At 30.6% G+C, this 13,124-nt stretch carries 10 protein-coding genes; 9 read left to right on the plus strand and 1 reads right to left on the minus strand.

Annotated features, from left to right (window positions below; all coding sequences use genetic code 11):
* Window positions 1–186: 186 nt before the first annotated feature.
* The 7 genes from J2Z44_RS04000 to J2Z44_RS04030 all read left to right on the plus strand — a co-directional run bounded on the left by J2Z44_RS04000 (window position 187) and on the right by J2Z44_RS04030 (window position 8,452).
* Window positions 187–783: a hypothetical protein gene (locus J2Z44_RS04000; RefSeq protein ID WP_021284498.1), complete on the plus strand. Its 597-nt coding sequence runs from the start codon at window positions 187–189 to the stop codon at window positions 781–783.
* Window positions 784–1,078: 295 nt separating this feature from the next.
* The gene (locus J2Z44_RS04005) at window positions 1,079–1,963 is read left to right on the plus strand and encodes a DegV family protein (RefSeq protein ID WP_021284499.1); all 885 of its coding nucleotides are present in this window, start codon (window positions 1,079–1,081) and stop codon (window positions 1,961–1,963) included.
* Window positions 1,964–2,320: 357 nt separating this feature from the next.
* On the plus strand, window positions 2,321–3,340 hold the full coding sequence (gene hutG / locus J2Z44_RS04010) for a formimidoylglutamase (protein WP_021284500.1): 1,020 nt from the start codon (window positions 2,321–2,323) through the stop codon (window positions 3,338–3,340).
* Window positions 3,341–3,571: 231 nt separating this feature from the next.
* Window positions 3,572–4,297: an ABC transporter ATP-binding protein gene (locus J2Z44_RS04015; RefSeq protein WP_021284501.1), complete on the plus strand. Its 726-nt coding sequence runs from the start codon at window positions 3,572–3,574 to the stop codon at window positions 4,295–4,297.
* Entirely contained in the window at window positions 4,290–5,960 is a 1,671-nt protein-coding gene (locus J2Z44_RS04020) for a putative ABC transporter permease subunit (protein WP_209649356.1), read from the plus strand. The genes J2Z44_RS04015 and J2Z44_RS04020 overlap by 8 nt, the downstream gene beginning before the upstream one ends.
* A gap of 423 nt (window positions 5,961–6,383) precedes the next feature.
* A complete protein-coding gene (locus J2Z44_RS04025) occupies window positions 6,384–7,547 on the plus strand; it encodes an iron-containing alcohol dehydrogenase (RefSeq protein ID WP_021284504.1) in 1,164 nt (387 codons plus the stop codon).
* 431 nt (window positions 7,548–7,978) lie between these two features.
* A complete protein-coding gene (locus J2Z44_RS04030; protein ID WP_209649357.1) occupies window positions 7,979–8,452 on the plus strand; it encodes a DUF3189 family protein in 474 nt (157 codons plus the stop codon).
* Window positions 8,453–8,647: 195 nt separating this feature from the next.
* On the opposite strand, the gene J2Z44_RS04035 is transcribed toward J2Z44_RS04030, so the two are convergent.
* Window positions 8,648–9,673 (minus strand): branched-chain amino acid aminotransferase, encoded by a 1,026-nt coding sequence (locus tag J2Z44_RS04035; RefSeq protein WP_021284506.1) that lies wholly within the window; start codon window positions 9,671–9,673, stop codon window positions 8,648–8,650.
* 268 nt (window positions 9,674–9,941) lie between these two features.
* Here J2Z44_RS04035 and J2Z44_RS04040 point away from each other — a divergent pair, with 268 nt between their 5' ends.
* The gene (locus J2Z44_RS04040; RefSeq protein ID WP_021284507.1) at window positions 9,942–10,952 is read left to right on the plus strand and encodes an aldo/keto reductase; all 1,011 of its coding nucleotides are present in this window, start codon (window positions 9,942–9,944) and stop codon (window positions 10,950–10,952) included.
* Between the two features lie 378 nt (window positions 10,953–11,330).
* Window positions 11,331–13,046, plus strand: a complete 1,716-nt coding sequence (hcp, locus tag J2Z44_RS04045) for a hydroxylamine reductase (protein WP_021284508.1) — start codon at window positions 11,331–11,333, stop codon at window positions 13,044–13,046.
* The last annotated feature ends 78 nt before the right edge of the window (window positions 13,047–13,124 follow it).

The following is a 13,124-nucleotide window of genomic DNA, read 5'->3' on the forward strand; positions in this document are numbered from 1 at the left end:
CTATAAAAGTGTCTATGATAAAAAGAGTCCACATTGTACTTAATAATGCATATTTTTGGTTGGAAGGAAAGGGATAAAATGTAGCATTATAAGTATGAATTATTTATGAACAATATCAAATTAAATTATGTTATTTGTAGCATCTTAATATAATTATAAAAAGTATAATTATAGGGTGGGATGTATATGCAAATTACAAAGGCATGTCCAGAGTGTGGGAATGTAGAATTCAATATTAATTCTTCTTTTGAGAATTACGAGTTAATCTGTAATAACTGTCAAAATCAAATATCAAAAATATCTCTGGAAAGATATGTACAGCTTGAGGCTAATTGCTATAACTGTGGAAGTAAATCATTTAAGGTGAAGGTGAAAAAACTTGGAGATAGAGAGCTATGGACTGCGGTGTGTACGTCTTGTGGAAATACACCAAGAAAATATTGTTCAGATGAAGATGGAAATGAGATAACCTATGATGAGAGGGAAAAACTTATACTAAAAAATGATGAAGAAATGTATTTTCAGGTAAATAATCCAGTGGATGAAAATTATGATGTTGAAGAGGTAATAAGTAATTTAGAAGATGAAATTGATGAAAGAGAAGAAGAAATACGATTACTTAAGGTTGAAATAAATTCAAAAGAAGATGAGATAAGGGTTCTTAAAAATGAGTTGGATGATAGGGATGATGAAATACAAGATTTAAATAAAAGGTTAGTAAGATATATAAATAATATGAGTGAATTACAAGAAGAAATAGATAACTTAAGAAAAGACTATTAAAGACAAATAAATAAGTTTTAAAGGAAGAGATTTGAAGAGGGTTATGGGCTTCAAATCTTTTGTTATTTTGAAAGTTAAAGCTTAAATTATGTATTAAGCTAATGGTATATCAGTATAGCGTGTTAATTAAGTTAAAATCAAAATTCGTTTACTTTCTTCTAATTTGTAACTGGCTAAGATTTCTACAAATAATATGTAACTTTTATATTGTAACCTATGAATAATTATGTTAGCATTACAGCATAATGTTGTAAAATGAAAAAATATGTCTAAAAAAGATGGAAGGAAATAGCGTATGAGAGATTTTGAAATATTCACAGATTCATGTTGTGATTTACCTATAGAATTTATAAGAGAAAAAAACATAAAGTTTGCAAGACTTACATGCAGTTATGAAGATAAACAGTACTTTGATGATTTTGGTCAAAGTTTAACGCATAAACAGTTTTTTCAAGATTTAAGGAATGGAGTAACGCCTTTATCCTCACAACCTAGCGTAGAAGAGTTTTATGGGAAATTTAAAGCTATTGCTGATGAGGACAAGGATATTATATATATATGTGTATCAACAGGTTTAAGTGGAACAGAAAATAGTGCTACTATAGCTAAAAATATGATACTAGAAGAGTATCCAAAAATAAGGATCAGTATTGTAAATGTTTTAACAGCATCATTAGGACAAGGATTAATGGTAATTAAGGCTCTTGAAATGAAAGAAGCTGGAAAAACACATGATGAAATAGTTCATTATATAGAAAAGATTAAACAAAAGTTAAATACTTATATGACTGTAGATGATTTACATCATCTGAAAAGGGGAGGAAGATTATCCTCTGCTGCTGCCATGATAGGAATAGTCCTTCATATTAAACCTATTTTAACAATTAATAATGAAGGCAAAGTAATGCCTGTATTTAAGGTTAAGGGAAGAAAAAGTTCTATAAATAAATTAGTTGAAATTATTGCAGAGAGAATTGAAGCGCCTGAGGAGCAAACAATTGCTATATGTCATGGTGATTGTATAGAAGAAGCTCTTAAATTAAAAGAAAGTATTCTTAAAGCTGTAAAAGTTAAAGATGTAATGATTAATTATACTGGACCAGCAGTTGGAACTCATGGAGGACCAGGAAATTTGGCAATTTTCTTTATGGGAAAAGAAAGACAACATCATATAATATAGGATTTTTAATAATATGGGAAGTTAGGATACAATAACCTAACTTCTTTTTTTATAATTATTTTGGTAAATTCCCCGTTTATTTTTGTCTTTATCTTATAGTTATTTAAGTTATCATATTTGATTTTTATTTTAATTTATTTGTATATAGTTATATAGGATTATGTATATAGCAGTATTTAGGGTTGTTTAAAAAAATTACACTTAATATTAAAATATAAACGAATTGTATAAATTGTAAGAATAATATATAATTTAGTTAGGAAACAATGTGACACAATTAACAAACTGTTATACTATAATTATGAATAGTTTAAGTAAAGGATTAATTAATTTTAATGCTAAAATGGGAGGCTAGCAATGTTTCATTCAAATTATAAACCTATAGATATTAGGACCTGGCAGGGAAGAGTAGACAGTGACACAAATTTTGATGCCTTTAGATGGCACCAGTGGGTTAAACCATTAAACCTAATGGATAAAAACATAAAGCCTTTTAAGGGAAAATTAGGATTTGCTTTTATAGGATATTGTTGTGATGAAGGTGTAAATTTAAATAAAGGTAGAGTTGGTGCCGCAAAGGGACCGGAAAGTATTAGAAAGGAAATGGCTAATCTTCCTTGTGCTTTTATGAAGGAAGTGGAGTTTTTTGATGCAGGCAATGTGTATTGTGAACAAATTACTTTGGAAGAAAGCCAAACACTTCTTTCAAAAACCATAGAGAAAATTCTTGATTTAAATCTTTTTCCTATAGTGCTTGGAGGAGGACATGAAACTGCTTTAGGTAATTACAAGGGTGTACTTGGTCATTTAAAAGAAAAAAGTGCTTCACCTAAAATTGGAATAATTAATTTTGATGCTCATTTTGACTTAAGACCTTACTCAAATGGAGGAAGTTCAGGAACTATGTTTAGACAAATAGCTGATATTTGTAAGGAGAGTCATCTGAGTTATTCATATTTCTGTATAGGAGTACAAAAGCATTGTAATACTGTAGATTTATTTAAGACTGCAGATAATCTAGGAGTTAAATATATACTAGCAAAGGATATAATTGATAAAGACGTTTGGAGTGTACTTGGAGAACTTGATGATTTTATACAATCACAGGATTATATTTATATAACTGTGTGTGCTGACGTATTCTCCTCTGCTTTTGCGCCAGGTGTAAGTGCAGCTCAATCTTTAGGCTTGGATCCAGAAAGAGTGTTAAAATTGTTAAAGTACATACTAAAATCAGAGAAGGTTATAAGTTTCGATATTTGTGAAGTATCACCTAGATTTGATCTTGACAATACTACTGCAGATTTAGCTTCTGTTGTAATATTCTCTTTAATAACTACGCTGAGCTATCTTAAAAACTTAGCAGTGAACATATAGTAACTTCAAAAAAATAAAAATACCTCCTAAAAAATGAACTTTTTTAGGGGGTATTGAGTTATATTATTACATAGGCATTAAAGGTATAAACTTATCTTACTAAATTTATGATTCATTAGATTAACTAAATGGTGTTAACGGTGTGTTTTAATTTAATATTTATTTATAAATGCATTTATGAATCTCAAGGTGTCATTAACATATTTATTAGGTATAGAAGGAGAGAAGTATATGATAGAAATTTTAAATGTTACCAAGTCCTATAATAATATTAACAATGCAGTAGAAGATTTAAACCTAACAATAAAAAGTGGAGAAATATTTGGTTTTTTAGGACCAAATGGAGCTGGAAAAACTACAACTCTTAAAATGATTACTGGAATTTTGGAGCCTAATAAAGGGGATATAAAGGTTAATGGTATTAGCATTAAGGAAAATCCATTAGGTGCAAAAAAGCTTTTTGCTTATGTTCCTGATAATCCCGATATGTTTTTAAAGTTTAAGGGCATAGAGTATCTTAACTTTATGGCGGATGTTTATGGTGTATCTATAGATAGAAGAAAAGAAAAAATTGAAAATCTTTCAAAGCGATTTGATATGGAAAATGCATTAGGAGATAAAATCCAAACTTATTCTCATGGAATGAGACAAAAAATTGTTGTAATGGGGGCTTTAATACACGATCCAGAGGTATGGATATTGGACGAGCCACTTACTGGACTGGATCCTAAATCGGCTTATATACTGAAAGAAATGATGAGAGAACATGCAAATAGCGGGAAAACTGTCTTCTTTTCTACTCACGTACTTGATGTGGCAGAAAAGGTTTGTGATAGGGTAGCTATAATTAACAAAGGTAAAGTTTTATTCTGTGGGACTTTAGCTGAAATGAAAGAACATTTTAAGACTAATGAATCCCTTGAAAAAATGTTCTTGGAGATGACTGAAAATGAGTAGGGTAATATTATTAACCAGAGCTTTCTTAAAGAGTAATTTTAGCAGTGAAAATTCTACAAAAAGAAAAGAGAAAAAAGGCTGGGAATATGCCAATATTATTGCTATTATCTTTGCTTTCATTGTTTTTACAGCTAGTATTGGGGCTATGCTCTTCGGGATTTATGACTTTTTAGAACCCATTCAACAAACAGGACTTCTTGTTGCCCTAGGCTACAATGTTTATGCTCTTATGGTTTTTATTTTTGGCATAATGTCAGTAATTACAGTGTTTTATTTTGCTAAAGACGTGGAGTATGTGCTTCCAATGCCTTTTAAACCTTGGGAAATATCCCTTGCAAAGTTTTTCTCTGTATTAATATACGAATATATAGTAGGGCTTTTTGTAATGGCTCCTGTAACCATTGCTTTTGGAGTTAAGTCTGCGGCAGGCATAGGGTTTTACTTAGTATCGATTTTTTGTTTTGTTACAATTCCAATATTACCTTTAATTTATAGTAGTTTAATTTCCATGATCCTAATGAGGTTTACTAACATTTCAAAGCATAAAGATGGTTTTAGGATAATAGCTGGGATTTTAGCTATGGTAATTGCCTTAGGTGTTAATTTTGTGGTTAATAGCATGACTCAAAAAGGATTTAAGGATCCACAGTCAATTCAGAAGCTTTTAGCTGATGGAAATAACTCACTTATAAATACCATGTCAAATCTTTTTATTACCTCTAAGCTAGGGGTCTTTGCTGCAATAGGTAATGATATAGGGAAGATATTAATAAATATTTTACTAATTATAATAATTTCCTTAATTGCTTTAGCTATATTCGTAGTTGTCTCGAATAGTTTTTATTTAAAAGGAGCGGTAGGAGCTACGGAAGGCTACGGCAAGAAAAGTAAATTAAGTGGTAAGGAAATGGATAGAAAAATTATTAAAAGTTCACAACTTGGCACTTGGGTTAAAAAAGAGCTCATTATACTTTTTAGAACTCCTGCCTACTTGTTGAACTGTGTGGCAATTATAATACTTTTACCAATAATATTGTTATTTTCTTTAATTGCAGAAGGAGATGGAGCTGCAACTTTAGAGATGATAAGAGGAATGATGACCAATAAAGAAATGTACTCAATAATTCTAATGGCTGCTTTTGGAGGTATATTATTTACTTGTGGAACTAACCCAGCAGCATCTACATCCATTTCAAGAGAGGGAGAGAAAGTTTTTATTTCTAAATTCCTTCCAGTAAGTTATAAAACTCAAATTAATGCAAAAATAATCTCAAGTATAATACTAAATGGAGCTACAGTAGTAATTTTGTTAATATGCTTAATAGTTTTTGGAGCAGGTGTAAAAATCCTTGCTATGACATTAGTATTGTCAATTCTTGTGCTTTATTTTGCTGGGGCGTCTGGAGTGCTAATTGATTTATCATCGCCTAAACTTATATGGGATAACGAGCAAAAAGCTGTAAAACAAAATTTTAACTCATTAAAATCTATGTTGATAGCAATTTTATTAGGAGCAGTAACCATAATTCCTGTGGCTTTATTAAAAGTAAATACAAATATAGCATTTGGTATAATGGTTTGTATAATTTTAGTATTAGATATTGTTCTATATAATCTTGTAAATACACTAGGAGTGAAACTTTTTAAGAATTTATCAGATTAACTTTAAATAAAGAAGGATATGTTAATATAGGTTGGCATATCCTTCTTTTATTAGATTATATGACTAAAAGTTATTAAGAAAGCAATAATAAAGAAGGTATCAATTTCTATTTATCAGTAATTTATTGGTATCAAGGTTATTTCTAGGTACGATAATGTTAAGTATAAGTTTGTTAAGTGAAAGGAACTGAATAACTTACCTATAGAGTTATATATTTTTACTAATAATTCAGAATTAGTATACTTCAGCTATTGGGTAATTTCACAATAATAATTTTATGTAGGATTCAAATTTAATAAATATATTGCTACATAAGCATTAAGTTCATTATAATAAATATATTAACAAAATATATAAAATAAAGTATAATAATTTCAAGTATACTGAATTAATCGTGATGATATAAAAGGAAGGAAAGATAATATGAAAAATTTTAATTATTCTATACCTACAGAAATTTTTTTTGGTGAAGGTCAAATAAAGGTTTTACCTGAGCAGATTAAAAAGTATGGCACCAAGGTGCTTTTAGTTTATGGTGGTGGTAGTATAAAGAAAAATGGAGTTTATAGTAAGGTTGTAGAGCTTTTAAACTCTAATGACATAAAATTTTGGGAACTTTCAGGAGTTGATCCCAACCCAAGAATAACTAGTGTGCGAAAGGGTATTCAATTATGTAGAGAGAATAATATCGATTTTATTTTACCAGTAGGTGGAGGAAGTTCTATTGATTGTTCTAAGGTAATTGCAGCAGGATATTATTATGAGGGAGAGCCATGGGATATAGTTTTAGACCCTTCTAAAATAAGAAATGCCCTTCCAATAGGAGCTATACTAACTCTTGCAGCTACTGGTTCGGAGATGAATGCAGGGGCTGTGATCACAAATATGGATACTAATGAGAAACTTGGAACAGGAAACCCTTCCATGAAACCAAAGTTTTCTATTTTGGATCCTACATACACTTTCACAGTTCCTAAAAATCAAACTGCTGCAGGAACTGTAGATATTATGAGCCACGTTTTTGAAAATTATTTTAGCAGCACTAAAGGGGCTTATGTACAAAATAGACTTTCAGAGTCCATCCTAAAAACTTGCATACAATATGGTAAACTTGCCATGGAAGAACCTGAAAATTACGAAGCAAGAGCTAACTTAATGTGGGCTTCAAGTCTTGCGCTAAATGGATTATTAGGTTATGGTAAGGAGTCAAGATGGAGTGTTCACCCAATGGAGCATGAGTTAAGTGCTTATTATGACATAACTCATGGAGTTGGCCTTGGCATATTAACTCCATATTGGATGGAATATGTAATGAATGAAACCACTATTGATAGCTTTGTCGAGTATGGGGTAAATGTTTGGGGAATTAATCCAGATAAGGATAAGCTACAAATAGCAAAAGAGGCTATAGAAAAAACAAAGGAGTTTTTCATTTCCCTAGATATACCTATGCATTTAGAAGAAGTTGGTATAGGGGAAGAAAAGCTTGAAACTATGGCTAAAGCAGCCACAAGACATGGAAGTTTAGGATTATTTAGACCATTAGATTCTCAGGATGTATTAAATATATTTAAAGCAGCATTATAGAAATGAAAATGAGATGAGAAATCATCTCATTTTCATTTAAATGTAGTTTGCTAAATGACATGAAATGACTAGAATATATCTTCATTATATTAGTTTATGTTATTTGTATAATATCTAATTTAGTCTGCAATAATAAGGGGTAATAATAGGAGCTTTATCTTTAAGCTTTTGCATAATTTCTTAGAGCATAGAATGAAATAAAGATACTGGGCAAGTAGACGGAATTCTACCTTGCATTTTCTTTAATATAAGTTGCTTAAAATTACCTTATATTGTATAAGTATTAATGCAACTTATATACAATAAATTAATTTTTGCTAGCGTAATCCTTAAAGAAAGGAATAAGGGTTAATACAACTTAAGGATAAGTATTAATAGTTAAATCTATTTGAACATTTTATATTATTAATAATAGGTAGGGAAGTGAGAATATGATAGTAATATACCATGACGTGGGTGGAGCACACTCCTCTTGTACCGCAGCAAATATTCATGTTAATAATTTACCTGTGGATAAAATCCCCTCCAGGGAAGATTTATTAAATCTTCCAACCTTCGATAAAATTGAAAAGAAAGATCAAGGTCACTTGTTATATATAGGTCAAGATGAATTTGGAATAAAGGTTTATACTTTAAGTAGGCAATACAAACCACAACTTGTAATTCCAGCTATTACTGATTTATATAATATCATGAATGGAAATATGGAAGGATTTTTCTTAGCTGATACTTCACCTACGGTAAATAACTTGATGAAAATTGGAGGATTTACATCGAGAAGACTTCATTGGGTAGGATTTGGAAGACCTATTGTTACAATAGGAACTTTGAAAACTTATGAAAATATTGTAGCTTTAGTAAGAGGTGTAAAGGAAGACATAAGAAGATGTTTAAGAACAGATTAAAGTATTTTTTCAGTTAAAGCTTTATAGTAAATATGTAATAAATATAAATTTCAGTAGCTTATATCTAATGCTATTACTTAATAAATTGGATCTTATGGATTTGGAAAATAATCATAACTTAATTATAAAAGCTATTACAGCATAATAAAAATACGAGAACTATGAAAGTTCCCGTATTTTTATTTTCACACATAACTATTTAACTTCTACAATCCAGCCTTCTGGAGCCTTAACTTCTCCAATTTGGATACCACATAAAGTATCATATAACTTTCTAGTTATAGGACCAACTACAGTTTCGCTATGGAATACATGAAGTTCTTCTTTGTACTCTATTCCACCGATAGGAGTGATTACAGCAGCAGTTCCACAAGCACCAGCTTCTTTAAACTCATCTAAATTGTCGATTAGTACGTCTCTTTCTTCAACCTCAAGTCCAAGATATTCTTTAGCTACATGCATTAAAGAATATTTAGTTATACTTGGAAGAATAGAGTCAGATTTTGGAGTAACAAATTTATTATCTTTTGTTATTCCAAAGAAGTTAGCAGCTCCAACTTCCTCAATTTTACTATGAGTTAATGGATCAAGATAAATACAATCAGCAAATCCTCTTTTAACTGCTATTTCATGAGCTAAAAGACTTGCAGCATAGTTTCCTCCAACCTTTGCAGCACCAGTACCATATGGAGCAGCTCTGTCATAATCAGAAATCATAAAGTTTACAGGAGCAAGTCCACCTTTAAAGTATGGACCAACTGGAGAACAGAACACTCCAAATAGGAACTCAGGAGCTGGTTTAACACCAAGGTTGTCTCCAATTCCTATAACATAAGGTCTAAGGTATAAAGTTGCACCAGTTCCATATGGTGGAACATAAGCTTCATTAGCTTTAACAACTTGTACACAAGCTTCTACAAATTTTTCGATTGGAAGCTCAGGCATTAATAGACGTTTGCAGCTATTATTCATACGCTTTGCATTCTCATCAGGTCTGAATAATTGAATTTTACCTTCAGCAGTACGGTAAGCTTTTAATCCCTCAAAACATTGTTGTCCATAATGAATAGCTGTTGAGCCTTCACTAATTGTTATATTATTGTCTTCAACTAGTTTACCATCATCCCAACTTCCATCTTTCCATATAGACACATATCTAAGATCAGTTTTAATGTAATTGAATCCTAACTTACCCCAGTCAATATTTTTAACATTACTCATTTTAGCACCTCTTTATTTTAAGTAGTAATATTTTACACAATACTATTATATCTTATAATTAAACGATTACAACCATCTAAAAGTTAACTTTTGATGAAATTATCTTAAGATTCTACAAATTGTGAATAAAATTTAACTTATTTATATATGAAACAAAAGTACAATTTATGTATATATATAAATTTATACGTAATGTTAAAGTCTACGAAAAAATTATCATAAATGTAATATAAGTATGATATAATTTTTTCAGAAAGGGGTGGGTCTTTTGAAGTATAAAAATTTAGGTAAAACAAACTTAAAGGTATCTGTGGTAGGATTTGGAGGTATACCTGTTCAAAGAGTTAATTCAGAAGAAACTAAAAAAGTACTTCTAAAAGCAGAGGAATTAGGAATAAATTTTGTAGATAGTGGAAGAGGATACTCTGTATCTGAGGAATATATAGGAGAAGCTCTAGAAGGAAGAAGAGAAAATTGGATTTTAGCAACTAAGAGTATGGTGAAAGATAAAGAATCAATGGCAAGGGATATAGAAATAAGCTTAAAAAACTTTAAAACTAATTATATAGACTTATACCAACTTCATAATATAAGAACTGTGGAAGAGTTAGAAAGAGTATTAAAAGAGGATGGAGCCTATGCCGCACTTCTAGAGGCAAAAGCTTTAGGTAAAATAAAGCATATTGGTATTACTTCTCATAGCTTAGATTTGCTTAAAGTAGCAATTGAAATGGATAAATTTGAAACTATAATGTATCCATATAATATTGTGGAAAATCAAGGCGAAGAGCTATTTAAAAGAGCAAAAGAGTTAGATATTGGAGTTATAGCAATGAAACCTATGGCTGGAGGGGCTTTAGAAGACGGAGATTTAGCCCTTAGATATATACTTAAAAATCATAATGTTACTACTGCTATCCCTGGCATGGCCACAGTAGAAGAAGTTACAATAAATGCAGGTGCAGCTATGAAACAGGGGACATTCTCAGATAGCGACATGGAAAAGGCCGCGAAGATTGCAGGGGAGTTAGGAGAAAGTTTCTGTAGGAGATGTGGTTATTGTGCACCTTGCCCTCAAAAAATAGATATTCCAACAATGTTTGTATTTAGTGCTTATAAGGAAAGATATAATTTAGCACAGTGGGCAGAAGAAAGATATTCAACAATGGCTTTTACTGCAAAAGATTGCATACAATGCGGAGCCTGCGAAAAAAAATGTCCTTATGATTTACCAATAAGAAATATGCTTCTTCAGGTTAGAAAAACCTTTAATGAATAAATAAGATAAAACCATTCAGTTAAAAAGTTATATTCTTTATGCAAAGTACATATTGAATATATTAAACAACGGAATGGTTTATTTTTTTTGAAGTTATTAATTTTTAATTGCTTGTTCTAATAGGTAATAAAGTAGCTTTATTAGAAGAATGACTACTATTTTAAAACAAGAGATTAAAGTATAAGAAAATAAATTTAAAAATATATTAATCTGTAACATAAGTTACCGATTAATATTGAGTATCCTAGTATAATTTATCTTGTAGTAAGGAAATGCAATAAACAAGAAACCGAAGAAAATTTAACATATATAGTAATAAATTAGAAAAAATTTTAATTAGTTTACTTACTAAAAATAAATGTATATGGAGGAATAAAAATGAGTATGTTTTGTTATCAATGTCAAGAGGCAGCAGGCTGCAAAGGATGTACAGTGAAAGGTGTTTGTGGTAAAACAGAGGATTTAGCAAAAGCACAAGACTTATTAATATATATACTAAAAGGTATATCAGTTTATAGTGTTAAAGGAAGAGAAGTAGGGGTAATTAATAAAGAAGTAGACAAGTTCATTACTGAAGGTTTATTTGCTACAATTACAAATGCTAACTTTGATAGAAATGTGTTTATTCAAAGAGTTAGAAGAGGGTTACAATTAAGAGAAGAGTTAAAACAACAAGTTATTAATGCTGGTGCAAACTTAGGAAATTCAAATGCAAATGAAAATTGGTTAAAGAAAATGCTTTCATTTGTAGGATTTAAGAGAGAAGAGGAAAGCAATCTACCAGATGCTGCAATTTGGTTTGCTAATAATGTAGAAGATTTTAATGTAAAAGCAGAAACTGTAGGAGTTTTAGCTACTGAAAATGAGGATATCAGATCTTTAAGAGAGCTTATAATTTATGGATTAAAAGGAATGTCTGCATATGTGAAACAAGCTACGCATATAGGATATGACAATGATGAAATACATGGCTTTATGCATAAGGCACTAGCTGCTACCTTAGATGATACGCTAACTTTAGATGATTATATTGCATTAACATTAGAAGCAGGAAAATATGGGGTAGACGGTATGGCTTTACTTGATAAAGCAAATACAGAGGTTTATGGACACCCTGAAATTACAAAGGTTAATATAGGAGTTAGAAAAAATCCAGGTATATTAATTAGCGGACATGATTTAAGAGATCTTGAGCAATTACTTCAGCAAACTGAAGGAACTGGAATAGATATTTATACACATAGTGAAATGCTTCCAGCTCACTATTACCCAGCGTTCAAAAAGTACTCACACTTTGCAGGGAACTATGGAAATGCATGGTGGAAACAAACTGAAGAGTTTGAAAAGTTTAATGGACCAATCCTAATGACTACAAATTGCTTAGTACCACCTAAAGATTCTTATAAAGACAGAGTATATACTACAAGTGTTACAGGGTTTGAGGGATTAACTCACATTGATGCAAATGAAAAAGGAGAGAAAGATTTCTCAGTTATTATTGAACATGCTAAAAAATGTGCGGCTCCAGTAGAAATAGAGACAGGGGAAATTATCGGAGGATTTGCTCATAACCAAGTATTTGCATTAGCAGATAAAGTTGTAGATGCAGTTAAGAGTGGAGCAATTAAGAGATTCTTTGTTATGGCTGGTTGTGATGGAAGAGCGAAGAGCAGAAATTACTATACAGATTTCGCTCAAGCGTTACCAAAAGATACAGTTATATTAACAGCAGGATGTGCTAAATATAAATATAATAAATTAGACTTAGGAGATATCGGTGGAATTCCAAGAGTACTTGATGCAGGACAATGTAATGACTCTTATTCACTAGTTCTAATTGCATTAAAGTTACAAGAAGTATTTGGACTAAAAGATGTAAATGAGCTACCAATATCTTATAATATAGCATGGTATGAGCAAAAAGCTGTAATAGTATTACTTTCACTATTATACTTAGGAGTGAAAAATATACATTTAGGACCAACTTTACCAGCATTCTTATCACCAAACGTAGCAAAAGTTTTAGTTGATAATTTTGGAATTGGTGGAATAACAAACGTAGAAGACGACATGAAAATGTTCCTAGGACAATAATTTTTGTAGGCAGATGCTTTAGCATCTGCCTTATATTTTTTTGAGAAGAATATTTTCTTGGTGTTTGGAAAATAATGT

The organism is Clostridium punense (genome assembly GCF_017874425.1).
Classification (GTDB): Bacteria; Bacillota; Clostridia; order Clostridiales; family Clostridiaceae; genus Clostridium_J; species Clostridium_J punense.

Bases quoted from the DNA above. Each gene is read 5' to 3' on its own strand.
- J2Z44_RS04000 (WP_021284498.1), top strand. From the start codon at position 187: ATGCAAATTACAAAGGCATGTCCAGAGTGTGGGAATGTAGAATTCAAT.
- J2Z44_RS04005 (WP_021284499.1), top strand. From the start codon at position 1,079: ATGAGAGATTTTGAAATATTCACAGATTCATGTTGTGATTTACCTATA.
- hutG (WP_021284500.1), top strand. From the start codon at position 2,321: ATGTTTCATTCAAATTATAAACCTATAGATATTAGGACCTGGCAGGGA.
- J2Z44_RS04015 (WP_021284501.1), top strand. From the start codon at position 3,572: ATGATAGAAATTTTAAATGTTACCAAGTCCTATAATAATATTAACAAT.
- J2Z44_RS04020 (WP_209649356.1), top strand. From the start codon at position 4,290: ATGAGTAGGGTAATATTATTAACCAGAGCTTTCTTAAAGAGTAATTTT.
- J2Z44_RS04025 (WP_021284504.1), top strand. From the start codon at position 6,384: ATGAAAAATTTTAATTATTCTATACCTACAGAAATTTTTTTTGGTGAA.
- J2Z44_RS04030 (WP_209649357.1), top strand. From the start codon at position 7,979: ATGATAGTAATATACCATGACGTGGGTGGAGCACACTCCTCTTGTACC.
- J2Z44_RS04035 (WP_021284506.1), bottom strand. From the start codon at position 9,673: ATGAGTAATGTTAAAAATATTGACTGGGGTAAGTTAGGATTCAATTAC.
- hcp (WP_021284508.1), top strand. From the start codon at position 11,331: ATGAGTATGTTTTGTTATCAATGTCAAGAGGCAGCAGGCTGCAAAGGA.